The organism is Pseudoalteromonas sp. 20-MNA-CIBAN-0454 (assembly GCF_040308685.1).
In the GTDB taxonomy this organism is placed as follows: Bacteria; Pseudomonadota; Gammaproteobacteria; order Enterobacterales; family Alteromonadaceae; genus Pseudoalteromonas; species Pseudoalteromonas nigrifaciens.
Genome location: NZ_JBEOOB010000005.1, coordinates 134,223 through 158,421 on the forward strand (window position 1 = coordinate 134,223; position 24,199 = coordinate 158,421).

The 24,199-nt window shown below is 40.0% G+C and carries 20 protein-coding genes; 7 read left to right on the forward strand and 13 right to left on the reverse strand.

Features of this window, described 5'->3' with window-relative positions; genetic code table 11:
• Positions 1-36: 36 nt before the first annotated feature.
• From AAEZ22_RS04080 to AAEZ22_RS04090, 3 genes are all read right to left on the reverse strand, one after another.
• Complete coding sequence (locus tag AAEZ22_RS04080) at positions 37-1,230, reverse strand: glycine C-acetyltransferase (RefSeq protein ID WP_011328973.1); 1,194 nt, start codon at positions 1,228-1,230, stop codon at positions 37-39.
• 176 nt (positions 1,231-1,406) lie between these two features.
• Entirely contained in the window at positions 1,407-1,964 is a 558-nt protein-coding gene (gene gmhB / locus AAEZ22_RS04085; protein ID WP_011328974.1) for a D-glycero-beta-D-manno-heptose 1,7-bisphosphate 7-phosphatase, read from the reverse strand.
• Positions 1,964-3,022, reverse strand: a complete 1,059-nt coding sequence (locus AAEZ22_RS04090; RefSeq protein ID WP_011328975.1) for a glycosyltransferase family 9 protein — start codon at positions 3,020-3,022, stop codon at positions 1,964-1,966. Before AAEZ22_RS04090 ends, gmhB begins: the two co-directional genes overlap by 1 nt.
• Positions 3,023-3,145: 123 nt before the next feature.
• Here AAEZ22_RS04090 and AAEZ22_RS04095 point away from each other — a divergent pair, with 123 nt between their 5' ends.
• Positions 3,146-3,865: a 3-deoxy-D-manno-octulosonic acid kinase gene (locus tag AAEZ22_RS04095; protein WP_011328976.1), complete on the forward strand. Its 720-nt coding sequence runs from the start codon at positions 3,146-3,148 to the stop codon at positions 3,863-3,865.
• Between the two features lie 13 nt (positions 3,866-3,878).
• On the opposite strand, the gene AAEZ22_RS04100 is transcribed toward AAEZ22_RS04095, so the two are convergent.
• Both AAEZ22_RS04100 and AAEZ22_RS04105 read right to left on the reverse strand, forming a co-directional pair.
• Positions 3,879-4,964, reverse strand: coding sequence for a glycosyltransferase (locus AAEZ22_RS04100; protein ID WP_011328977.1), 1,086 nt, complete (start codon positions 4,962-4,964; stop codon positions 3,879-3,881).
• A complete protein-coding gene (locus AAEZ22_RS04105; RefSeq protein WP_352296237.1) occupies positions 4,964-6,034 on the reverse strand; it encodes a glycosyltransferase family 1 protein in 1,071 nt (356 codons plus the stop codon). Before AAEZ22_RS04105 ends, AAEZ22_RS04100 begins: the two co-directional genes overlap by 1 nt.
• A gap of 210 nt (positions 6,035-6,244) precedes the next feature.
• On the opposite strand from AAEZ22_RS04105, the gene AAEZ22_RS04110 reads away from it, so the two are divergent.
• Entirely contained in the window at positions 6,245-7,750 is a 1,506-nt protein-coding gene (locus tag AAEZ22_RS04110) for a capsule assembly Wzi family protein (protein ID WP_080516829.1), read from the forward strand.
• Between the two features lie 103 nt (positions 7,751-7,853).
• Here AAEZ22_RS04110 and hldE read toward each other — a convergent pair whose 3' ends face one another.
• A complete protein-coding gene (gene hldE / locus AAEZ22_RS04115) occupies positions 7,854-9,293 on the reverse strand; it encodes a bifunctional D-glycero-beta-D-manno-heptose-7-phosphate kinase/D-glycero-beta-D-manno-heptose 1-phosphate adenylyltransferase HldE (protein ID WP_011328980.1) in 1,440 nt (479 codons plus the stop codon).
• The gene (locus AAEZ22_RS04120) at positions 9,293-9,883 is read right to left on the reverse strand and encodes an SIS domain-containing protein (protein ID WP_011328981.1); all 591 of its coding nucleotides are present in this window, start codon (positions 9,881-9,883) and stop codon (positions 9,293-9,295) included. Before AAEZ22_RS04120 ends, hldE begins: the two co-directional genes overlap by 1 nt.
• A gap of 238 nt (positions 9,884-10,121) precedes the next feature.
• On the opposite strand from AAEZ22_RS04120, the gene waaA reads away from it, so the two are divergent.
• Both waaA and AAEZ22_RS04130 read left to right on the forward strand, forming a co-directional pair.
• Positions 10,122-11,405, forward strand: a complete 1,284-nt coding sequence (gene waaA / locus AAEZ22_RS04125; RefSeq protein ID WP_089368668.1) for a lipid IV(A) 3-deoxy-D-manno-octulosonic acid transferase — start codon at positions 10,122-10,124, stop codon at positions 11,403-11,405.
• Entirely contained in the window at positions 11,402-11,950 is a 549-nt protein-coding gene (locus tag AAEZ22_RS04130; protein ID WP_058373986.1) for a DUF1415 domain-containing protein, read from the forward strand. Before waaA ends, AAEZ22_RS04130 begins: the two co-directional genes overlap by 4 nt.
• Before the next feature lie 33 nt (positions 11,951-11,983).
• Here the strand turns inward: AAEZ22_RS04130 and AAEZ22_RS04135 are convergent, their stop codons facing one another.
• From AAEZ22_RS04135 to purL, 4 genes are all read right to left on the reverse strand, one after another.
• Positions 11,984-12,313, reverse strand: coding sequence for a YdbL family probable chaperone protein (locus AAEZ22_RS04135; protein ID WP_011328984.1), 330 nt, complete (start codon positions 12,311-12,313; stop codon positions 11,984-11,986).
• An 11-nt stretch (positions 12,314-12,324) separates the two neighbouring features.
• Positions 12,325-12,522, reverse strand: coding sequence for a YnbE family lipoprotein (locus AAEZ22_RS04140; RefSeq protein ID WP_011328985.1), 198 nt, complete (start codon positions 12,520-12,522; stop codon positions 12,325-12,327).
• A 2-nt stretch (positions 12,523-12,524) separates the two neighbouring features.
• A complete protein-coding gene (locus tag AAEZ22_RS04145; protein ID WP_352296240.1) occupies positions 12,525-14,993 on the reverse strand; it encodes an intermembrane phospholipid transport YdbH family protein in 2,469 nt (822 codons plus the stop codon).
• Between the two features lie 168 nt (positions 14,994-15,161).
• On the reverse strand, positions 15,162-19,052 hold the full coding sequence (gene purL / locus AAEZ22_RS04150; RefSeq protein ID WP_182679310.1) for a phosphoribosylformylglycinamidine synthase: 3,891 nt from the start codon (positions 19,050-19,052) through the stop codon (positions 15,162-15,164).
• A gap of 211 nt (positions 19,053-19,263) precedes the next feature.
• Here purL and mltF point away from each other — a divergent pair, with 211 nt between their 5' ends.
• Both mltF and AAEZ22_RS04160 read left to right on the forward strand, forming a co-directional pair.
• Positions 19,264-20,676, forward strand: a complete 1,413-nt coding sequence (gene mltF / locus AAEZ22_RS04155; RefSeq protein ID WP_011328988.1) for a membrane-bound lytic murein transglycosylase MltF — start codon at positions 19,264-19,266, stop codon at positions 20,674-20,676.
• 194 nt (positions 20,677-20,870) lie between these two features.
• Positions 20,871-21,038 (forward strand): hypothetical protein, encoded by a 168-nt coding sequence (locus AAEZ22_RS04160; RefSeq protein WP_167376939.1) that lies wholly within the window; start codon positions 20,871-20,873, stop codon positions 21,036-21,038.
• Here the strand turns inward: AAEZ22_RS04160 and tadA are convergent.
• On the reverse strand, positions 21,035-21,541 hold the full coding sequence (gene tadA / locus AAEZ22_RS04165) for a tRNA adenosine(34) deaminase TadA (protein ID WP_352296243.1): 507 nt from the start codon (positions 21,539-21,541) through the stop codon (positions 21,035-21,037). The genes AAEZ22_RS04160 and tadA overlap by 4 nt on opposite strands.
• 178 nt (positions 21,542-21,719) lie before the next feature.
• On the opposite strand from tadA, the gene AAEZ22_RS04170 reads away from it, so the two are divergent.
• Positions 21,720-23,024, forward strand: coding sequence for an inosine/guanosine kinase (locus tag AAEZ22_RS04170; protein ID WP_179807596.1), 1,305 nt, complete (start codon positions 21,720-21,722; stop codon positions 23,022-23,024).
• A 22-nt stretch (positions 23,025-23,046) separates the two neighbouring features.
• On the opposite strand, the gene glsB is transcribed toward AAEZ22_RS04170, so the two are convergent.
• Positions 23,047-23,970 (reverse strand): glutaminase B, encoded by a 924-nt coding sequence (gene glsB, locus AAEZ22_RS04175; RefSeq protein WP_352296246.1) that lies wholly within the window; start codon positions 23,968-23,970, stop codon positions 23,047-23,049.
• Positions 23,971-24,199: the final 229 nt, after the last annotated feature.

A 24,199-nucleotide genomic window follows, 5' to 3' on the forward strand; every position in this document is an offset into this window, starting at 1 on the left:
TAAAAAACCGCGGCTATAGCGCGGTTTACAATAAAATTAAATAACGCCCATTTCTTTACCAATACGGGTAAAGGCAGCAATGGCGGTATCAAGTTGTTCAATGCTATGTGCAGCTGAGATTTGGGTACGAATACGTGCCTGACCTTTAGGTACAACAGGGAATGAAAAACCGGTTACATAAATACCTTCAACTAATAACTTATCAGCCATTAATGATGCAACTTTAGCATCGCCTAGCATAACTGGAATAATGGCATGATCTTTACCACCACAGGTAAAACCAGCGGCTTCCATTTGCTCGCGGAAGTATTTAGCGTTTGACCAAAGCTTAGCGCGAAGCTCGCCACCACTTTCTAGCATTTCAAGCACTTTAATCGATGCAGTCACAATTGCCGGAGCTAATGAATTTGAAAATAAGTAAGGACGCGAACGTTGACGCAACCACTCAACAATTTCTTTTTTACCTGATGTATAACCACCTGATGCACCGCCCAATGCTTTACCTAAGGTACCGGTAATAATATCTACGCGATCAAGCACGTTACAATACTCTGGTGTGCCTTTACCATTTTCGCCAACAAAGCCCACAGCATGCGAGTCGTCAACCATTACTAATGCATCGTATTTATCGGCTAAATCACACACGGTGGCTAAATCACAAATAACGCCATCCATAGAAAAAACGCCATCTGTGGCAATTAGCTTAGTTTTAGCACCTGCTTCGGTCGCGGCAATAAGCTGCTTTTCAAGGTCAGCCATATCGTTATTAGCATAACGAAAACGCTTAGCTTTACATAAACGTACGCCATCGATAATTGAAGCATGATTAAGTGAATCCGAAATAATCGCGTCTTCAGCGCCTAAAATAGTCTCAAACAGACCTGTATTAGCATCAAAGCACGATGAGTATAAAATAGTATCTTCAGTTTCTAAAAACTCACTGATTTTTTTCTCTAACGTTTTGTGAATATCTTGCGTACCACAAATAAAGCGTACTGAGGCCACACCAAAACCATGTGCGTCTAAGCCATCTTGCGCTGCTTTTATTAGCTCAGGGCTATTTGCTAAGCCTAGGTAATTATTAGCACAAAAGTTAATTACTTTGCCTGATGCAACTTCAATTTGAGCTTGCTGCTGCGATAAAATAATACGCTCGCTTTTATACAAACCTTCAGTTTTTACGTCTTCAATTTGCTGTTGTAGCTGGCTAAAAAAAGCAGATGCTCTCATCTTTAGTCTCCATTTGATTTAACAGGTTAAACAGCAAAACAAAGCTACTGTTTATTATGTGGGGTATTGTAAAAGTTTAACGAATAAAATGCACTGTTTGCAGTTCATCGCAAATTATAAATTTGGCAGCAATTCCTGCCAGTTTACAGTGCCTGAATTGGGGGGCGTATTTAAATTTATAAAAGTGCTGGTAAATCATTAATTGAATTGAAAATAAAATCTGCAGTTTGTTTGGCGCTGTCATCAAACTGCTGGCCAGAGTGCACCAATACGCGCGTGGCAATGCCAGCTTGTTCTGCAGCTTGCATATCACTTTTTTTATCGCCTACCATAATACTTTGCTGCGGATCGATATTATGCTCACTAATACCTTGTAGTAGCATACCAGGGGCTGGTTTTCTGCAAGCGCACTGTTTTAAATACTCAGGCAATGCATTTTTAGGATGATGAGGGCAAAAATAAACGTCGCTTATCAATATCTGATGTGCGCTAAACTGTGCTTTCATCCAGCTGGTCAGTGCTATAAAGTCAGCCTCGGTGTAATAACCACGGCCAATACCTGACTGATTAGTTACAATAATAATTTTATAACCGGCATCATAAAATGCCTTGCACGTGCTAAATACTCCTTCGATAAATTCAAACCGCTCACTTTGATACACATAGCCATGATCAACGTTTACTACGCCATCTCTATCTAAAAATAGCGCTTTATTTTTTTGTGATTGATTCATTATAACGACTCTTTTTGCACAACATGATCAAACATAGCTTTTACCGCATCAATAGTAATTTGGCTCATTAAATCGTCACCTTTAATACGTGTGCCCCAAGGCAGCTGCTGCGCTGTTTTACCCGTTTGTTTAAGTAAGTTTTGATGATATACCTCAACCACATAGTTTTGGTATAAATACGGCCCTGTGCGCGCTGGGTTTGAATGGGCATATAGCCCAATAACAGGAGTGCCTACCGTTACTGCCATATGGGCAGGGCCAGTATCTGGGGCTAGTACTACACTGGCGCGTTTTAACACGCACAACAATTCTTTAAGCTTAGTTTTACCAACTAGGTTTAAAATGCTGTGTTGGCTGTGTTTAATAATATTATTGGCAAGGTTTATTTCCAGCTCGGTAGGGCCGCCGGTCAAGGCCACTTTAAATCCCTGCTGATGGGCATAATCAGCAAGCGCGGCATAACGTTCGGGAAGCCAATTACGCTGTGCTTTACTTGCTGCTGGAGAGATAACAAACAGCTTATTAGATAAGTATTCTGCAGTGAGTAATTCATCGGCAGTGTTTTGATCTTGCTGTGTATAAGGCATTTCCCAACTTGGCTGATAATCATTCACGCCAATGGCTTTAGCAAAGCCTTTAAACCCTTCTAACACGTGCGCATGTGGCTGCGCTGCAATGCGTTTATTTATAAATAGGCTATGCAGCTCTTTTGAGCGCGCCCAATCAAAGCCTATTTTAACTTTTGCAGGAATACAACGTGCAACAAATCCGGCCCTTAATGCCACCTGCATATTAAGCAGTACATCAAAGTTTTGCCCTTTAAAAGTTTGCTTTAAATTTTTCAGTGCTACGCGGCCTTGTTTTTTATCAAACACCACCAGCTCAACACCGGGTAAGTTAGCCAATAACATAGCTTCTACTTTGCCAATAACCCAAGTGATTTTTGCATTAGGATGCGCTTTTTGAATCGCTTGTACTGCACTCACAGCATGGCATACATCGCCAATAGCAGAGAGTCGTAAAATACAAATAGAGGAGTAGTTAGGCACTGAAGTCACGCGTTTCCTTGGGCATTAAATAGTAAAACCCGATCTTAAATTATAATCGCGCTATTGCAAGTACTTATCCTCGGCTTTAAAACGCGCTAACATAGGCGCATATTTAAGTAATACCCGTGAGCTATGTTCAAACAACACGTCCAAGGTAAGCATACTCTGCTGAGCCACCCTAGTTATGAAAATCAGGTTAATTTAAACTGGTTTAATGCCGACTACTGGCAGCAACAAAATAAAATAGTGGGTGCTAAAAAAGGCCGCGCAATGGCGTGGTTTTTTAAAAATAATGAACTAACCGCTGTGCTAAGACATTATTGGCGCGGTGGCTTGGTCGGTAAATTACTCAGTGACCAATACTTGTATTTAGGCTTTGAGCAAACGCGAGTATATAAAGAGTTTGCTTTAATGGCGCAGTTAATTGAGCTTGGCTTAAATGTACCAACTCCCATTGCTGCAAAAGTGACTCGAAGCGGGTTAATTTACCGCGGTGATATTATTACCGAGGCGGTAACAGGTGCCAAAAGTGTACTGGATATACTCGTTGAGCGTGCTTTAACTGAATCTGAATTAACAAGTATAGCAACAACCATTGCGCTATTTCACCGTAAAGGCGTATACCACGCAGATTTAAACATTAATAATATTTTATTTAATGACACTGGCCAGATATATATTATTGACTTTGATCGCGGCGAAATTAAAACGCCCGCCTTACAATGGCAACAAAGTAATATGGAGCGCCTAAAGCGCTCATTTTTAAAAGAACAAGGCCGCAACCCTGTATTTAACTGGCAAGCCAGCGACTGGCAAGCCTTGTATGTTTGTTACACAAAGCTTAAGCGCTAATTTACTTTAGCTGCTAGTTAGCTAAAGCTAAGTACTTGGCAGCCACTTGCTCTGCGTTTACTTGTTGTAAAATAGCTGCATTTGTAACGTTTGGCTTATCTGCCAGCACTTGTTCAATTACACGTGCTAACTGCTCACTTTGCTGTATTGGCACTAAATACTTACTTAGCGCACCTGTTAGTATTTCGCTGGGGCCAAAAGTACAGTTAGTGCTCACCACTGGTGTACCGACTGCAAGTGCTTCTATTAATACCGTTGGCAAGCCTTCAAAATCTGAGCTTAATACTAGCGCTTTGGCATGTTTTATCCAATTATACGGATTTTGCTCAAACCCTGGCACAATCAGTTGCTCTGCAATTCCATATTGCTGTGCAAGTTTTAATACCTTTGTCGGTTTGTTACATAACAGTACTAGTTTGTACTTTTTATCTAACTTAGCAAACGCTGCGAATAAAATATCGTGACGTTTTTGCTTGGCTAATCGCCCAACATGAATAAGGTAAGGCACATTAGGAATGTTAGTGTTTAGCTCACTGGCTTGTTGATTGATTTTTTTTAAATCGAATGGGTTATAAATTGTAGTGATCGCACTTGGAGTAATTAAGTTACCTTGGGTAATTTCATTTTCAACCCCTTTGGATACACAAATGAGTGATTTACCATTTAAGTTTTGTTTACTTTTTTTAAGGTATAAATAAGAAAGAGGCCCTAATTTTTTTTGCCTTGTTAGCTCAGCATTTACTGAGTTATGCATAACAAAATGGACATTTTCTACATTACTACGCGCAAGCAGGTTATTACTACGATCTAAATTTGACAGTACTAAGTCAATGTACCCGACTTCACTTCTCTTTTTTTCAAACCACGACTCTAGTTTAGCGACACTTGCTTTGCGTAGCCAAAAACGGTCAACCTTCGACGCTCTATCCGTAAATAAGCTCTCAACTTGTAAGTTACTTGGGATATCGTATTCAACGCTATTAGCGAGTGATAAAATAGTCACATTGTGTTTAAGTGTCGCTATTTGCTCAGCCAAAGTAAGCATTACTTTTTCAGCACCACCGCCAACCAGTGAATCAATTACTATCACTATATTCATTATTTACTTCCAAATAATAATGCTTTTACACCTTGGTTAATTACATCAAAACTATGCACGTTTGCAAATAACGCGTAGTTACTGAGTATATTTTGATAATTAGGTTCAGTGATAATCTCATTTACTTTATTGGTTATGTCTAAAATATCGAGTTCGGCTTTTGTTACCACACCAGTAGTAACGCAGCGTGCAATACGGTTACTTTGATCTTTTGATATAGCGCAAGCAACTGTGGGAGTTTGTACCGCAATAGCTTGTAATAATGTATCGCCCGCACTCAATAGTGCTACTTTAGCTTGACTTAACAATGCCAAAAACTCACTACCCTGCTGACTTGGTATGCAAATTAATTCATCAGTTTGCGGTAACGGCTTGGTGTAATTGGGCCCAAAAACAACAGCTCCCTTTAGCGAGGTACGTTGAGTGATGGCCAGTGCAGCTTGAAAATAAATATCAGCACAATTTTGACCGTTTAAAGTGTGTCCGCCTGAGCCTGCATTCACTATAAAATATTCATTTTTTGTTAAATCATAGTCGTTTAATGCTTGCTGCTTTTGTTGCTCAGAGGCAAACGCAGTATAGGGACCTACATTATGCGGAGATGCTAAAGCAAAGGTATTTAATTTAAGCTTTTCTAGCCATGTAAGTGGCTCGATGCAGTAATCTGGCTGTATTACCCAGTGCACGTCAATTAAACCAATACGATTAAGCTTTAATCCTTTGGCTCGTTTTTTCTCATGTTGCGAGATGAAAACAACTTTTGCGCCCACTTTTTTTGCCGCTTTCATATGCTCAGCACGACCAGCACAATCAAACACCACCACATCAGGCTTATATTGCTCAATAAATTGACAAACTGCTTTAGTTTCTTTGGTTGCCGACCTCTCTAAAAGTGTGGTTTCAAAAGGGCAACTTTTAGCATAAGCCGTATGTTTATTTAAAATAAAGTGGATATTTATATCCCCTGAGCATTCATTTTCTAGCGTTTGCGCTAGCAAAAGTGAACGCATATATTCACCAATACCCTCTGGTGATGATACAGGAATAAATAAAAGTCGTTTTTTGCTCATTACAATCTCAATTTCCGATTTGGCACTCAGTATATCAATCACATAGTTTTAGCGATAGATAGCGACCCTTTTTATCTTATTTTTAGCCTTACTGCGCCCATTTAGTTACTGCAATAAAGTGCTTTGATTGCTAAACTTAAGGTAATTTAAATCACAAGGATCTGAACTTTGCGAAACAAAATTTTTATATTGTCTTCACTTTTTTGCGCAATGAGCGCGCCGGTTAACGCAGAGCCATGGGTAAAACCAGATGATTATGGGTTAAGAGCTGATATTCAACTTTTAGCCGATGCTGGCGTTATTTTAGCCCCGGTAACCACTTACCCTCTAATGTGGAAGAGCTTTATAAGTGAAGTAGATAACACTCCCCTAGGCCAGTTATCGCCAAACTTGCAAGATGCTTTATTACGGGTAAAACATCGTTACAAGTCTGAAAATACGGGCTCTCATAGTGTACAACTGTCTGCTTTTGCAAGTTCAGATACTATTGTTGCCACCAGTTTTGGCGCAACTAATACCCAAGAGTCAGAAGCATCTGCTGCCTACGCCTATTTAGGCGACAGTTTTGCCGCTAAAGTAGCGGTTAATTATCGCAATGATGGCAAAAAGTGTTTTGTTACTGGGAAAACTGCAGACGATATAGTGCTAGATGAGCAAGCACTTACTGACTGTAATGACACCTCCTTTGATGGCAGTTATATAGCTTACCGTTTAGGTAACTGGATTTTTAGAGCCGGTGCCATAGAGCAGTTTTGGGGCCCGGGGGTTGATAATAGTTTAATAATGTCGGGCAACGCTAAACCATTGCCTGCAATGAGCGTGACTCGAGAGCAAAGCACTGCCTTTGAAACCCCTTGGCTAAGCTGGTTAGGCCAATGGGGATTTACCGCGCAAATGGCTCAGTTAGAATCTACTCGTGTAATTCCTGATGCTTTACTGTGGAGTACTCGCGTTAATTTCAGGCCATTACAGCAATTAGAAATTGCACTGAGCTGGTCAGCGCAATGGGCTGGCGATGGCCAACCTAGTTCAGCGAGTGACTTTATTGATATAGTGACAGGTGAAGCAGCTTGTATAGATGGCACTACTACTTGTGATGATGAATTAAAATCTAAGATTGGTAATCAACTTGCGGGTATAGATATTCGCTGGTCTGACACTTTATTTAGCCAACCGTACGCAATTTATGCAAGTACCATTGGTGAAGATGCCAGCTCAAAGTTTAAACCTGTCGACAGAGCCTATTTATTTGGTGTACAAACTACTCATCGTATTTATGATCAAAACGTATTAGTAAATGTAGAGTACATAGATACGGGCGTAACATGCTCTGCTGAATCAAGCAGTGAAAACTGCTATTACGAGCATTCAGATTACAAATCTGGTTACCGCTACCATGGCCGTACCATAGGTTCAACATTTGATAATGACGCGCAATCACTAGTACTAACTGTGCTAGGCCAGCTTTCAAATGGAAATGATTGGCAAGTTAAATTACGCGATGTTGATTACAACAATGATAACCGCGATCGTTACCCTAATAACCCTGATTTAGGCAATACCATTACTAAAACAGCTTATAACAGTAAACAGCTTGAAATACGTTACAGGCAACTTGCTATGGGTGGGCGCTTAACGCTAGGCGCTTTTGCATCAAATAACGATGCAGCAGAAAACGACACATCTGCATTTGCTAAATATGAATATAACTTTTAAATTCGGGATTTTTGGCTATCCTAAACTAGGATAATAAGTGCAAATAAAAAGGGATGAAAACACTGTTTTCATCCCTTTTTTAATTCATTAATAACCGTCGTAATTACTGCTTAATCTTACTAATCACTTTTGAAGTTGAGCAACCATCTAAAAACTCAAGCACCTCTACTTTTCCGCCGTGAAGCAGTACATGCTCAGCACCGGCTATTTGTTCAACCGTGTAGTCGCCACCTTTAACTAAAATATCTGGGCTAATTTGCTCAATTAATTTAGCCGGTGTGTCATTTTCATCCGCACTACCAAATGGAATAACCCAATCAACAGAGGAAAGTGCACTTAATACCATAGCTCTTTCATCTAGCGGATTAATTGGCCTATCGGCGCCTTTTAATCGTGATATAGACGCATCGTTATTTAGCCCCACCACTAATCTATCGCCACGCGCTTTTGCTTGTGCTAAATAGCGTACGTGCCCAGCATGCAAAATATCAAAGCAGCCATTGGTAAATACAATTGTTTCGCCATTTTGTTTTGCAAACTCTATATGCTGCAGCACATCGTCAAACGGAGTTTGATAATGCTCACCAGTGGCATGTAAATATTGGCCCAGCTTACGACTAAGTTCTTCTGGCGACACTGTGGCCGCACCTAATTTACTCACCGCAATGCCCGCTGCTAAGTTAGCAATTTCCACCGCATTTTTAGGTGTCATTCCCGCCCCTAGCATCACGGCTAGAGTTGCTATAACTGTATCGCCTGCGCCGGTTACATCACTGACTTCAAGCTCTTGCGCGGCAAAATCATATTTTTCAGTCGCACTAATTAACGACATTCCTTGCTCTGAACGCGTTAGCAACATTGCTTTTATGCCTGCGTCACTTATGAGCTTACGCGCACTTGTTGCCAAGCCCTCTTCTGAGTCTGTTTGCCCACCCGCTAATTTAAACTCATTTAAATTTGGTGTAATGTAGTCTGCACCTCTATATAAATGTAAATCAGACGACTTAGGATCAACGAGTACCGTTTTCCCTGCTTTTTTAGCTAGGCTTATCATGTTTTCAATCAGGCTCAATGAACCTTTATTGTAATCAGAAAATACTATAAAATCGTACTCATCAAGTACTAGCTCTAAACGGTTTAATAACAGCTGGCTGTGTTGCTCTGTAAACGTCTCTTCTAGATCTAACCGTACAACTTGCTGATGACGGCTAATCACTCGCATTTTAGAAATTGTCGGTAAGTCGCATACACTTACTAACTGTGAATTTATTTTTTCACCTTCTAAAATGCCTTCTAGTATCTGTCCACCTTCATCTTCGCCTATTAAGCCAAGTAGGCCTACTTTACCATCTAATCGGGCTATATTTTTAGCCACGTTTGCTGCGCCACCGGCTTTGTCTTCTAATTTACTTACTTTTACTACCGGTACCGGAGCTTCTGGGGAAATACGCCCTGAATCACCATACCAATAACGGTCAAGCATTACATCGCCAACCACCAAAATACGTGCGGCTGATAAGTTTTTTAATAGCGATAAATCCATTACTGCTGCTCCGCAACTACCATATCAATAGCTTCACATAACCAATGGCCAATAAACATGTGTGCTTCTTGAATTCGCGCTGTTTCATCGTTTTTAATAATAATAGGTAATTTGGCAATATTTTTAACTTCACCGCCATCACGCCCCGTTAATGCTACGGTAAAGGCCCCTATTTTATTCGCTGCTGCTAACGCTAGATTAATATTGGCGCTTGTACCTGATGTGGTTAACCCTATAACTAAATCTTCTGGTTTACATAAGGCTTGTACTTGGCGTTCAAACACAGTGTCAAAATGATAGTCGTTACTGTGCGCAGTTAAAATTGACGTATCGGTTGTAAGTGCCATAGATGCAAGTGGACCACGCTCTAATTTATAACGCACTACAAATTCTGCCGCTAAATGCTGTGCATCGGCCGCACTACCACCGTTACCAAGCCAAACAACCTTACCGCCTGCTTGTAATGCACTATGGCACACTTCTAACAATTGCATAGACTCTTGATGATAAGCCTCCATCGTTTCAAATAATGCTAAATGACGATTTAAACTCTCAAGGTAACTCGTTGCTACTGAATCGATAATTGACATGGTAAATTCCTCTAGGAATTGAAATGGCAGGAAAAATTAATTTCATTATTCCATAAATCTATACCCAAATCACCTCAATATACATATTACTGAAACAGGTATTTTGAGCTAACTTGAATAGCGTTATTATTATTTTATCGGGTAGCAGCTGAACACAAACCATATTTTATCTTTTCTGTGTTTAGAATTGATCATTTTCACGTTAAACTAAGACGACTTACCCTTATAAAAGCTTAGTATGGCACGCATTTTTTATTCACTCGCATTAATGATTATTAGCCCACTAATCGTATTTTATTTATATGTATTACGCGGTAAAAAAAACCCAGGTTATAGAGCGCACTTTAAACAGCGCTTTGGTTTTGTGGACAAGTCTTTATTTGCCAATAACAATAAGCCGCTGCTAGTGCATTGTGCATCAGTAGGTGAAGTACTCGCCGCTACCCCCCTGATCAAAGCAGTGCAAAAAGCGCACCCTAAATTAAATATACTTATAACGTGCAACACCCCTACTGGTCGTGAGCAAATCATTACGCAGTTTAAAAACACGGTAGCCTGCTGCTACTTACCTATGGACTTTCCATTTGCAACCGCCCGATTTTTAAAACGAGTAAAGCCACAAGCCCTGTGTATTTTAGAAACTGAACTGTGGCCCAACCTTATGGCAAGTAGTCGCAATAGAAATATTCCGGTACTTGTTTTAAACGCTCGCTTGTCTGAAAAATCGCAACAGGGTTATCAAAAAGTAGCTAAGCTAACGCATATTATTATGCGCTCTATCACTGTATTAGCCAGTCATAATAAAACTGACGCCAAACGCTTTATAGAGCTTGGCCTTGAGCCACATAAAAGTAAAGTTACAGGTTCAATAAAATTTGATATTACACCTACCCAAGAGCAACTAACTAAGGTAACTGCACTCAAACAGCTTTATAATTTAGAGCAGCGCTTTATATGGGTTGCAGGCTCCACTCACCCTATCGAGCATGAGCAGGTAATTAGCGCTCATAAAAATCTATTAGAAAAACAACCCAATGCGTTACTCATAATAGCGCCGCGCCATCCTGAACAGTTCGATAAGGTTGCAGATTTACTAACGCAAAGTACACTGAGTTTTAGTCGTCGCAGCAATAATAATTATAATAACGAAAACGTCTTGTTAGCAGATACGCTTGGCGAGCTGCAATACTTATATGGCGCTGCTAATGTGAGCTTTATTGGCGGCAGTTTAATTCGCCGTGGTGGCCATAATCCACTTGAATCAGCTGCATTTTCAGTGGGCGTTATCAGCGGGGTGCATACCTATAACTTTGATCATATTTACCCTGAGCTTATAAAGCTCAAAGGCGCTATTGTGGTTGATAATGCTGATGAGCTAACACAACAACTTATAGCATTAAATCAAAACAGCAAAGCATGCCAAACTTTAGGTAAAAAAGCAGCGCAATGCGTGGCCAATAACCAAGGTGCTATACAAAAAACACTTAACATTATTAATCAATATTTAGAGCCCAAACCGTGACCAACATAGCCATAAGCCAAACCCGCGAATGGGTTTCAAATGTTATTGTAAAATATAACTTTTGTCCCTTTGCCCGCAAAGAAGTAGAAAATAACTGTATTCATTATTTTGTAAGCCCTGCAAGCAGCATAGACGATGCAGTAATGGACATGCTTGAGCAATGTATTGAGCTTGACCGAGAGGCTGCACGCGAAACCACACTTATTATGTTTGATAACGGCTTTAGCGACTTTGAAGACTTTTTAGACTTGGTTGACTTAGCCAACGCGCTGTTAGTAGCCCAAGGTTTTGAAGGTAAGTATCAAATTGCTAATTTTCATCCCGATTATGTATTTGCCGATAGCGATGCAAGCGATGCGGCAAACTATACTAATCGCTCCCCTTTTCCTACTTTGCATTTAATTCGCGAAGCAAGTATGAGTGCAGCACTTGAGAGTTATAACGAACCCGAATCTATACCTGAGCATAATATAAATTTAGCAAGGCGCAAGGGTATCGATTTTTGGCAACAGTTACTCGAAGGGTGTAAAAAACCGAGCGCTTAAAGCGCTCGGTTATATATAACAGTAAATAACTCGTTATTTTTTAACCCAATTACCATTTACTTCAACAAAATGACCTCTTTGGGTTTTTTCGATTGTTTTTGCCGCCGCTAACGCTTCTACTTGCGACAGTGACAAGTTATTTTTTTGCGCTAATTTTAAATACTGTGCTTTACGCTTAGCATTAATGGTATCAACGACCACTTTAGCCTCTGCATTTTGTACCACTAAGCCCAAATAGCCTGAGCTATCTTCGCCTACTAAACCTTGGCTTTTAGCATCATCTAAACTAATAGCCCATGCCGAAAAAGACATACATACAGCACTAACTAATGTAATTATGCTTAATTTGTTGTTAACTTTCATATCCTAGCTCCTTAAAATAACTCACTGTCGTCACTAAATAAATTATCGAGTTCTTTATCTACTTTTACACGAATTTCGTGATCAACCTTCACATTTAAATTAATTGTAATAGGCTCTTTAGCAGCTACCTCTACTCGGTGCGTACACGCACCAAGGGCACTTATTGCTGCAAATACAATAAGTACTTTTATGCTTAACGACTGTTTCATCATTAGTTTCCTTTTTGTGAGTATTGTTGCTCAACTTTTTGTGTAATTTCATCACTTAAGCGCAATGCGCGTAATAAAGTAAATATATTTTCTTCATGATTATAATTAAAGTTAACTTGCTGCTCTGCTTGCTTATTATAACCTTGCAAATTTACGCCAAGCTTTAGCCAACCATCACTTTTAAGTGCCACACTGCTATTAAGCTTTTGTATATCAAGATTTCTAAGTAATCCCAATACAGGCTGTAACTCTTGTTGCTGCTGCATAACTGAATCAAATGCTGCGTTATTAGTAATCATTAACTTACCCGTTCCTTGATTACTTAAACTGCCATTTACTACCTCAATACCCGTGTTATTAAAGTGCACTGGCAAAGTGCCAGCAAAGCGCCCTGAAAGCGTAATCCCCGACTGCTCATCAAGTGTAATAAGTTTACTGGCATCAATGTTTTTAAAGTTAACATTAGCAACTTGCTGCAAGTCATTAAGCGAGTATTTATCAAGGCTAAACTCACCATCAAATAACTCTCCCGCAATATCAAACATACGCGCATTATTGTTTTTAACCTGCCAGTTACCTTTAATGTTTTTAATAACAACACCAGCCCTTAGCTCATTTAAATTAAAGGTAGTGGGTTTTACATTAAGCTGCCCTGAATTATACTCTCCTACAAATTGGCTACTTAAATCGCTAGCAAGGTAATCGTTATAAAGCGCACTTGCGTTGTTTAACTCCATTGCAAACGAGGCGTGTTGTAAATTTACATCCCCGCTGATTCGGCCATTAAACGTTCCCTGTGTAAGCTGCGCTAACGGCTCAAACTGATGAATAAAGGTATTTAATAGCACTATATTTTGTGTGGGTACTACTATTTCAAATGGATGTTCCACTGCCGATATATGATGGTTTACTGCTAATTCAATATCGTTTACAAATACGTGATGCGATGCTTTAAGGGCGCGACTTTGCAATCCTGTAGATGCAACTTTTATATTATTGAGTTTTATAACAGGGCTATTAAATTTATTTATTACAGTATTAGCGCTAAGGTCTGCAAATAATTCACCATGAGTTAAATTTGCTTTAGCAGTTATGGTATTACTTATATCTGTTAATTTAAATTCGTTATATTTTAACGTTTTAAATAGGGTTTTTAGTGTTATTTGTGCGTTTAAAGCATCATCTAGCTGTGCCGTTAAGCGACCTTCGTATTGCTCTACACTCAGTTGTGCAAAATCAACCTTTGCGGCTGTTAATCTACTTGTAGCATTACCACTTGGTTTTCCATCGACTATATTTATTAAATTAAATTGCCCTGAGGCGTTAACTTTATTAGCGCTAATTTTATTACTACTAGTACTGGCAATAAAATCGGGAAGTGAATTAAGCGCAACAGTATAATTACCTTTAAGTGTGTTATTTTTAAATTCTGCATTAAGCTCAATGTTGTTAATGTCTGGCGTACTTATACTAACCGCTAACATGCTTTTAAAATCCGCCCAAAGGTTGGTAAAATTAAGCTCTGACTCCATTAGAGTTATTTCAAATTGATTATCTCCTTCACTCATTATATTTAGCATTGGCAAAGTAAGGTGGTTATTAGTAATACTAATCACTTTAGGAAGTTTAATCTGCCAATTTAAAGGGGTTTGGTCAGCTATAAAATCAGCATAATCACTCGGCGGAACGAGTGAGCTACACGTAGGCGTTAAATTTAATTTATTGTTTAACAAACTCGAATCTAGCTCAACTAATTTACTATTTAAATTAAAACCAATAATTAACCTACCATTAGCCAATGCTTCAAGCCGGCACTGCTCCATAGCATATTCAAACTGTGCGTTTACATCGCCATTTAACTGCAGTTCAATACCATCAAAGCTAAATACTTGCTGAGTACTAAAGCTAATACCTGCAACGGCTGTATTTTCGGTATTTATAAGCTGCTTTAACAGAGAGTCATCAACAGAAAACTGCCCTGTTAGTTTATTATTAGCTAAAATTGCTTTAGCGTTTATATCGCCTGTTATATTAAATTGATTTAAAATCGGCTCTGCTAAATTTATTTTTAGTGGCTTGTTAAAGTCATTACTCTTTATTACCAGCTGTTTTATAGCAATTAATGGACGTTTTTCTGGCAGCGCGAGAGCAAGCTTTTTTGCCGCGGAGCTACTTTGATTACTTTTGGGAAGTGGATTTATACTTAATACTGCATGCTCAACAATCACTTGCTTTGTATTTACAGTAATATCGATTAGCTCTAATTGTTGATTTTGATAAGTTAAGCATACTTTGTCGGCATGAACATTTAATTGAGCTGTAACCGAAAAATTTAAGCAACTGAGTGTAATACCCGCTTTTTCTAATTGCGGTGTTATAGCCCACTGGACTAATGGCAAACGAAATATATAACCAAGCAAAATTATGCTTAGTAATAAACTGCTAATAATTAAACTCACACGCTTAAACATATTATCCTTAATATTAGTGCTAGGTTCTAGGTTCTAGGTTCTAGGTTCTAGGTTCTAGGTTCTAGGTTCTAGGTTCTAGGTTCTAGGTAATCATAAACAAAAAAGGCTGCACAAGGCAGCCTTTTATTATACTCAACTTAAATGAACCTAAATTGAGCAGTAAGGTTATTAACCTACATTTTTACGCGCGTTGCGGAACATACGCATCCACGGGCTATCCTCGATCCACTCATCTGGGTGCCAAGAGTTAGCAACAGCACGGAATACGCGCTCAGGATGCGGCATCATTACAGTTGCACGCCCATCGGTAGAGGTAATACCTGTAATCCCTTCTGGCGAGCCATTTGGATTTGCTGGGTATTGCGTTGTAGGATTACCGTAGTTATCTACAAACTTAACCGCTACAGTACCCGAGTCTAATGCTGCTTTAACTGCGTTATCGTTTGCAAATTCAGCATGACCTTCACCGTGCGATACTGCAATTGGCATACGCGAACCAGCCATACCATTAAAGAATACCGATGGATTTTCTTGTATTTCTACTAAGCTAAAACGTGCTTCAAAACGCTCTGATTTATTCGTTACAAAACGTGGCCAATGCTCAGTACCTGGGATCAACTCTTTTAAAGTAGATAACATTTGGCAACCGTTACACACACCTAAACTAAAGGTATCTTCACGGTGGAAAAAGCTTTGGAACTGTTCACGCGCCATGTCGTTAAACAATATCGACTTAGCCCAACCTTCGCCTGCACCTAATACGTCACCGTAAGAGAACCCACCACACGCCACTAAGCCTTTAAACTGCTCAAGCGATAAACGCCCTTCTAGAATATCGCTCATGTGTACATCAATGGCAGCAAAACCAGCACGATTAAATGCGGCAGCCATTTCTAGATGAGAGTTAACTCCTTGCTCACGTAAAATAGCCATTGGTGGTTTAGCGCCTGTTGCAATATACGGTGCTGCTATATCTTCGTTTAAGTCAAAGTTTAACTTAACGTTTAAGCCAGGATCTTTAACATCAAATTTAGCATCAAATTCTTGCTTAGCACACTCAGGGTTATCGCGACGCGCCTGCATTTGGTACGTTGTTTCTGCCCACATAGTACGCAGCTCTGTACGCGTGTTACTCAGTACGGTATTTTTACCGCGGTTAAATACAATCGCATCGTCGCTATTAAGCGTACCTATAATATGGCTAATTGTCGCTAAACCATGATCTTTAAGTACCGCATTAACTGCATCTAAATCACTATTAGCCACTTGAATAACAGCGCCAAGCTCTTCGTTGTAAAGCGCTTCAATGTCGTTGCCTGTTAAGCCATTAATATCAACAGTTACACCTGTGTGGCCAGCAAATGCCATTTCGGCAACTGTGGTAAATAAACCACCGTCTGAACGGTCATGATAAGCAAGTAACTTACTATCAGCTACCAATACTTGCATGGCGTTATAAAAGCCTTTTAATAACTCTGGGCTATCAACATCAGGCGTTATATCACCTAATTGCTTATAAACCTGCGCTAAGCTTGATGCGCCCATGCGGTTTTTTCCCGCACCTAAGTCAACTAAAATAAGTGATGTTTCGCCTTTGTCGGTACGTAGCTGCGGTGTCACTGTTTTACGTACATCGTCAACACGGCCAAAGGCAGTGATAATTAACGATAGCGGTGATGTTACTGATTTCTCTTGTGAATCACCTTCATCTTTCCATGTCGTTTTCATCGACATAGAATCTTTACCTACTGGAATTGTTAAACCAAGCGCTGGGCAAAGTTCTTCACCTATGGCTTTTACTGCTTCATATAAACCAGCATCTTCACCAGGGTGACCCGCTGCTGCCATCCAGTTAGCCGAAAGCTTAATATTTTCAAGGCTACCAATATTTGCACAGGCAATATTTGTTAACGACTCTGCCACAGCTAAACGCGCCGATGCAGCGTAATTTAATAGCGCTGCAGGAGTGCGCTCGCCCAACGACATAGCTTCACCATGGTAAGTGTCGTATGTAGCAGCAGTTACAGCACAGTTAGCCACAGGCACTTGCCAAGGGCCAACCATTTGGTCGCGCGCTACTAAGCCTGTTACCGAGCGATCGCCAATTGTAATAAGGAAGGTTTTTTCTGCAATGGTTGGTAAGCGCAATAAACGCTGCGCCGCATCTGCTACATTAATATTTGTAACATCAAGTGCTTTACCTACAACCTGCTTTGAGGTTACATCGCGATGCATTTTAGGTGCTTTACCTAATAATACGTCTAGTGGTAAATCAACAGGGTTATTATCAAAGTGGCTATCGGCAACCGTTAGGTGTGGCTCAGCAGTCGCTTCGCCTATTACCGCGTACTGTGCTCGTTCGCGCTTACAAATAGCTTCAAAACGGTCAAAATTTTCAACACCTACGGCAAGTACATAACGCTCTTGCGATTCGTTACACCAAATTTCGTGTGGTGCCATACCTGGCTCATCATTTGGAATATCGCGTAGTTGAAACTTACCACCACGGCCACCGTCATTTACTAGTTCAGGAAATGCGTTTGATAAACCACCGGCGCCCACATCGTGAATAAACGCAATTGGGTTTTCATCACCTAGCTGCCAACATTTGTCGATAACTTCTTGGCAACGACGTTCCATTTCTGGGTTTTCGCGTTGTACTGAAGCAAAATCTAAATCTTCATTTGATTGCCCAGACGCCATGCTTGATGCTGCACCGCCGCCTAAGCCTATGTTCATTGCTGGGCCACCTAAAGCAATGAGCTTAGCACCAACAGGAATTTCACCTTTTTGTACATGGTCTGTGCGAATATTACCTAAACCACCGGCAAGCATAATTGGTTTGTGGTAACCACGTACCTCAAGGCCATTATGGCTTGTCACTTGCTCTTCATAGGTACGAAAGTAACCTAACAAGTTAGGACGGCCAAACTCATTATTAAATGCAGCGCCGCCAAGCGGCCCTTCAGTCATAATATCCAAAGCGGTGACAATACGCCCAGGTTTACCAAAATCACTTTCCCACGGTTGCTCGTAACCAGGAATACGTAAGTTAGAAACAGTAAATCCAACTAAACCAGCTTTAGGTTTAGAACCACGGCCAGTAGCACCTTCATCACGTATTTCACCACCTGAGCCTGTAGCAGCACCTGAAAATGGCGCTATGGCGGTTGGGTGATTATGAGTTTCAACTTTCATTAGTATTTCGATGTCTTCTTGATGATACGCATATTCACCTTGCGCATTGGGGAAGAAGCGCCCCGCTTTTGAGCCTTTCATTACCGCGGCATTGTCTTTATATGCCGACAATACATTTTCAGGGTTTTTCTCAAAAGTATTTTTAATCATCTTGAACAGCGACTTTGGCTGCTCTTCACCATCGATTGTCCAGTCTGCATTAAATATTTTATGACGACAATGCTCTGAGTTTGCTTGGGCAAACATAAACAATTCGATATCGTTAGGATTACGGCCTAACTTTATAAAGTTTTCTACTAGGTAATCTATTTCGTCATCTGCAAGGGCAAAACCTTGTTCAACGTTAGCAATTGCAAGCGCTTCTCGCCCACCACTTAAAATGTCTACAGATGACATTTGACGCGGTGCATCACTGCGAAATAGTTGCGCAGCATCCTCAAACTGGCTATGGGTTGCTTCGGTCATACGGTCATGTAATAACGCCGTTACTTGTAAAAGTTGCTCTGCGTTTAGCTCACCTTCAACATAATAAGCAATACCGCGTTCAACACGATGAACCTGCTTTAAGCCACAGTTATGGGCTATGTCGGTTGCTTTAGAAGCCCAAGGCGAAATAGTGCCAGGGCGAGGTGTTACTAATACAAGTTTACCTGCTGGGGTATGCTCAGCAATAGTTGGACCGTAGGTTAATAGTTTTTCAAGCTTGGTTTGCTCAGCGCTACTCAATGGCGATGTTAAGTCGGCAAAGTGCGCATATTCAGCATATACGTTGGTGACAGGAAGTTGCGATTGTTGGCAACGCGCTAAAATTTTATTAACTCTGAACTCTGAAAGTGCTGGTGCACCACGAAGGATCAACATAGATAATTTCATCCGGGGTTAGGGATTGAACGATATTTTAGGGCAACATTATAGTCTAAGTAGCACTTAGATTTAACTCATAATTTCGCTTTTCATAAAATTAACTTTTTTTCTTTATTTACAGCCACTCGAAACGAATAAAACTAAACGCTAAGTGACGTAATGGCTAAGTTTTGTTATAACGGGGATTAGGGCGTTAAAGAGGCAAACAATGTTGAAAGAAAAACTAATCATAATTATTACTTTAGTTATGCTGTTGTGTGCATGCGATATACAAGAGCAGTCGACTCAACTTGCCCAAATAAAAGCGCAAAACAAAATTAGAGTGGGTACATTAGCCAGTGCCAGTAACTATTATCAGGCAGTACAAGGTGAGCAAGGCTTTGAATACGAGCTTTCTCAGGCCTTTGCAGACTATTTAGGTGTAGAGCTTGAAATAGTCCCATTTTTTAATTTATCAGACATGTTTGCACGCCTGCAAAGCGGTGATCTCGATTTAATTGCCTCAGGCCTTACCTATAATAAAACACGTGCACAACAATATCGTTTTGGCCCTACCTACCGAACCATTAGTCAAAAACTAGTGTATAAACAAGGTATAGAGCGACCACGCGACTATGATGATTTAACTGGTAATCTCATGGTTATAGCTAAAAGTAGTCACTCACTTACTTTACAAAAAGTAAAAAAAAGCAATCCAGAACTTAACTGGAGCGAAACCGAAGAATTTGACGAAGAAGAGTTACTACAAGCCGTTATTGATGGCGAAATAGATTACACTTTAGCCGACACCCATACGTTATCGTTATTTCGTCGTTATCACCCTAATTTAAGTATTGGTTTTTCAATTACGCATAACGACCCGATCGCGTGGATGCTGCGTAAATCAAATGACGATTCGCTTTATGCTTTATTAGTCCCTTTTTTTGGTGAAGCAAAACAAAATAATCAACTTTATGTACTTGAAGAAAAATACTTTGGTCACGTTCGTCAATTTAACTACGTAAATACACTTGCCTATATTGAAGCAATAAAAGAAACACTGCCTAAATACCAACCATGGTTTGAACAATATGCAGGAACACTTGATTGGCGTTTACTCGCAGCATTAAGCTATCAGGAATCTATGTGGAACCCGCGAGCAAAATCACCAACTGGGGTGCGAGGAATTATGATGCTAACCCGTAATACTGCTAAGCAAGTTGGGGTTACTAATAGGTTAGAGCCAGAGCAAAATATTCGCGGTGGCGCAAAATACTTAAGTAAACTAATTAAACGTATCCCTGATCGTATTCCACAACCAGACAGAACCTGGCTCGCACTTGCTGCGTATAATGTAGGCTGGGGACATGTAAACGACGCACGAATTATTACTAAACAACAAGGCGCAAGCCCTGATAAGTGGGCCGATGTTAAAAAGCGCTTACCATTACTAATTAAAAAACGTTACTACCGAAAAACGCGTTATGGCTATTCTCGTGGTGATGTTGCGGTGAGCTATGTTGATAATATTCGCCGTTATTACGATGCCCTAGTTTGGCTTGATGAAAATAACGCAATAGAAGAAAAACCAGAAGCACCTGTAGTTGCCCCTAAAATTGGGGATGAGGTTGAAGCAAAATAGTAAACTGACAAACGATAATAATAACAACTAATTCATTACTCTAATAAATACGCCCTGGGTAATTAAAAAACTGTTTACTTGTCATCAAATGTTCAATAATGTGTGTTAATTATATATTCACATTAATTAATGATAAACATCTGAGTAATTTGGATATAATTTGTGCATTTCTCATTATTGCATTAGGAGAAAACATGCTAAAACGTAAACGCACGCAAAGATTCAAACGAAAAACAATTAACTCAACAGCAACTCGACGCCGCGTTATGCTGCGTAATTTACATAAAAAAATAATTTGGCGCCGCCGCATGTTTGCAATGCAAAAAATGGCAGAGCTAGATGCTTTAATGGCAGCAAGTTAAAGTTCATTGCTATTACGAGCAGCCTTTTTGGCTGCCTTAATTTGCGCTCTTCTGCGCTTAAAAAAGTCAGATATAATAGTAGCGCACTGCCCCTCTAGTACACCACCTAATACCTCCACCTGATGATTTAGCTTAGGCTCTTGCAACAAATTCATAATCGAGCCAGCAGATCCTGTTTTAGCATCGGCAGCACCAAACACTAAACGCTTAATTCTACTGTGCACTAATAACCCCGCGCACATAGAGCATGGCTCTAAGGTCACATAAAGCGTGCAATCAATTAAACGATAATTATTAAGTGCTTTACCGCCTTTACGTACAGCTATCATTTCAGCATGAGCTGATGGGTCATTATCAGTAATAGAACGGTTATACCCTGCAGCAACAAGCTGATTGTCTTTAACAATAATGGCACCAACAGGGATCTCATCTAGTTGTTCTGCTTGCTTTGCGTACGTTAACGCTTGTTGCATCCAATAGTTGTCATCAAATCGTTCGTTCATTGAAGCTACTTTAATTATTTTTTATGCATGGATTATATCAAGTTAGCTAATTAAAGTGCGTAATTACGGCATTTATTGCAAAAATAAAACAAATTAAAACGGTTTATCGTGGCTCCTAAGGGGGGATTCGCGCTATAATCTCACGCTTTTTTTATTTAGCTCACAATACGGGTAGCAAATGAAATTTCCTGGACGTCGCAGGCATAAACATTATTTTCCAGTGGAAGCCAAAGATCCACTAACTAATCAACTTAACGCCACAGAAAGATTACACCGTAGCTATATTACCGGAATCGATCAGATTGTTGTCGATATCGAAGCCAAGGTCGATCAAGCTTTCCTTGATGAATTTAAGCTGCAACGAGGCATGTCACAAGTTATAGATAGTGACGTCACCAACGCCTTATATGAGCGTTTAAAGTTACATGAAATGGTTGACTACGAGTATGCTGGCGGAACCGTTGGTAATACTATGCACAACTATTCAGTACTTGCTGATGACAGATCTGTGCTATTGGGCGTAATGAGTGAAAACATAAATATAGGCAGTTATGCTTATCGCTTTTTATGTAATACCTCAAGCCGCGTAGATTTAGATTACTTACAGCCAGTAGATGGACCAATTGGTCGCTGCTTTACACTTATTGATGAAACTGGTGAGCGCACCTTTGCTATCAGTGCAGGGTTAATGAACCACTTACGCCCTGAATCAATCGATAAAAGCCTTATTGAAAATTCATCTGCGTTGGTGATCAGTGCTTATTTAATGCGCACTCAAGGTGCAGAAACCATGACAGAAGCCACTATACAAGCGGTTAAATACGCTAATGATGCTGGTGTGCCAGTGGTACTTACACTTGGAACTAAATTCTTAATTGAACAAGATCCAAGCTGGTGGGCTAACTTTGTTGAAAAACATGTTGATATTCTTGCAATGAACGAAGAGGAAGGCTTGGCAATTACTGGTTTTGAAGATCCCCTTTTAGCAGCTGATAAAGCGCTTGATTGGGTCGACTTGGTAATTTGTACTGCTGGCGAAAAAGGCTTATTCATGGCAGGTTACGTTGACGAGCAATTAAAACGCGAAACTGAGTACACATTATTACCTGGTGCAATCCCAGATTTTAATCGTTATGAGTTTTCACGTGCTATGCGCAAAGCTGACTGCGATGATCCAATTAGAGCCTATAGCCACACAGCCCCATTTATGGGTGGCCCTGATTCAATCAAAAACACCAATGGTGCTGGTGATTGTGCATTAGCAGCTGTTTTACATGATTTATCTGCCAATGTTTATCATAAAATAAACGTCAGTAACTCAGCAAAACACCAGCAAAAAGCAATTACCTATTCGTCATTGTCACAAATAAGTAAATACGCTAATAGAGCAAGCTTTGAAGTATTAGTGCAGCACTCTCCTCGCTTATCTCGTGGTTTACCAGAGCGCGAAGATTGCCTCGAACTAGTCTACTGGGATAAATAATATTTTAAGGAGCTATAACTCCTTAAAATATTGAAATATCGAGTTTTTTAGATAGCAGCTCTAATGCTGCTATCCCCGCCACCGAGTTGCCAAAAGAGTTTAACCCTGGTGACCATACCGCAACCGTAAATTTATTAGGCAATACAGCTAAAACCGTACCAGACACCCCAGATTTCCCCGGCATACCTACCCTATAACCAAAATCACCTGCTGCATCATATAAACCACTGGTAAAGAGTAAAGAGTTAAGCTGCTTAGTTTGACGGCTCGGTAACACCCGTTTACCTGAGGTATTATCAATCCCATTATTAGCTAAAAAGTTATACGCTCTTGCCAGCTCAATACAATTTAGTTCAATTGCACAAAAGTTAAAGTAAGCCCAAAGCACGTCATCTACTTCGTTTTCAAAGTTACCAAATGACTTCATTAAATGCCCCATAGCCGCATTTCTATGCCTAAACTCATATTCTGAGTTTGCTACTTTTTTATCTATTGCTATACACCTATTCCCCGATAAAGCCCGAAATGTTTCAAGCATAGTATGCATCGGAGCCGATAAGCGACTATATAAAGCATCGCAGGTTACAATCGCACCTGCATTAATAAATGGGTTACGAGGTATGCCTTTTTCAAATTCCAACTGAGTAAGCGAATTAAATGCAGTTCCTGATGGCTCTTTCCCCACGCGATGCCACAGTTCATCACCATAACGTTGTAATGCTAACGTTAATGTCATTACTTTTGATACAGATTGAATAGTAAATTGTTGCGTACAATCACCCGCACAAAATGTTTCGCCTGAGGTAGTGTAAATAGCAATAGAAAATTGTTCGGGATCAACCTCTGCCAACGCCGGAATATAATCGGCCACTTTACCTTGTGATAATAAGGGAGCTACCTCTTGGGTTATGTCATTCAATACTTGTTGATAATCAGTAGTAGGCAATAGAAACCTCAATTACACGGTTATATAAAGCAGAATTTTAGCATGCAAGCAGTAAGTACGCTTTCACTTTTTAAATAGCTTGTGCTTACTTTATAAATTCTAAAAAGCAAAAAACCCGTTACATTACTGTAACGGGTTTCTTTAATTTAAATCCTGGCAATGTCCTACTTTCACATAGCAAATGCTACACTATCATCGGCGCTGTTTCGTTTCACTACTGAGTTCGGCA

Excerpts from the sequence above, each read along its gene's own strand:
- AAEZ22_RS04080 (WP_011328973.1), bottom strand. The coding sequence starts at position 1,230 with ATGAGAGCATCTGCTTTTTTTAGCCAGCTACAACAGCAAATTGAAGAC.
- gmhB (WP_011328974.1), bottom strand. The coding sequence starts at position 1,964 with ATGAATCAATCACAAAAAAATAAAGCGCTATTTTTAGATAGAGATGGC.
- AAEZ22_RS04095 (WP_011328976.1), top strand. The coding sequence starts at position 3,146 with ATGTTCAAACAACACGTCCAAGGTAAGCATACTCTGCTGAGCCACCCT.
- AAEZ22_RS04100 (WP_011328977.1), bottom strand. The coding sequence starts at position 4,964 with ATGAATATAGTGATAGTAATTGATTCACTGGTTGGCGGTGGTGCTGAA.
- AAEZ22_RS04105 (WP_352296237.1), bottom strand. The coding sequence starts at position 6,034 with ATGAGCAAAAAACGACTTTTATTTATTCCTGTATCATCACCAGAGGGT.
- AAEZ22_RS04110 (WP_080516829.1), top strand. The coding sequence starts at position 6,245 with ATGAGCGCGCCGGTTAACGCAGAGCCATGGGTAAAACCAGATGATTAT.
- hldE (WP_011328980.1), bottom strand. The coding sequence starts at position 9,293 with ATGGATTTATCGCTATTAAAAAACTTATCAGCCGCACGTATTTTGGTG.
- AAEZ22_RS04120 (WP_011328981.1), bottom strand. The coding sequence starts at position 9,883 with ATGTCAATTATCGATTCAGTAGCAACGAGTTACCTTGAGAGTTTAAAT.
- waaA (WP_089368668.1), top strand. The coding sequence starts at position 10,122 with ATGGCACGCATTTTTTATTCACTCGCATTAATGATTATTAGCCCACTA.
- AAEZ22_RS04135 (WP_011328984.1), bottom strand. The coding sequence starts at position 12,313 with ATGAAAGTTAACAACAAATTAAGCATAATTACATTAGTTAGTGCTGTA.
- AAEZ22_RS04140 (WP_011328985.1), bottom strand. The coding sequence starts at position 12,522 with ATGAAACAGTCGTTAAGCATAAAAGTACTTATTGTATTTGCAGCAATA.
- AAEZ22_RS04145 (WP_352296240.1), bottom strand. The coding sequence starts at position 14,993 with ATGTTTAAGCGTGTGAGTTTAATTATTAGCAGTTTATTACTAAGCATA.
- purL (WP_182679310.1), bottom strand. The coding sequence starts at position 19,052 with ATGTTGATCCTTCGTGGTGCACCAGCACTTTCAGAGTTCAGAGTTAAT.
- mltF (WP_011328988.1), top strand. The coding sequence starts at position 19,264 with ATGTTGAAAGAAAAACTAATCATAATTATTACTTTAGTTATGCTGTTG.
- AAEZ22_RS04160 (WP_167376939.1), top strand. The coding sequence starts at position 20,871 with ATGCTAAAACGTAAACGCACGCAAAGATTCAAACGAAAAACAATTAAC.
- tadA (WP_352296243.1), bottom strand. The coding sequence starts at position 21,541 with ATGAACGAACGATTTGATGACAACTATTGGATGCAACAAGCGTTAACG.
- AAEZ22_RS04170 (WP_179807596.1), top strand. The coding sequence starts at position 21,720 with ATGAAATTTCCTGGACGTCGCAGGCATAAACATTATTTTCCAGTGGAA.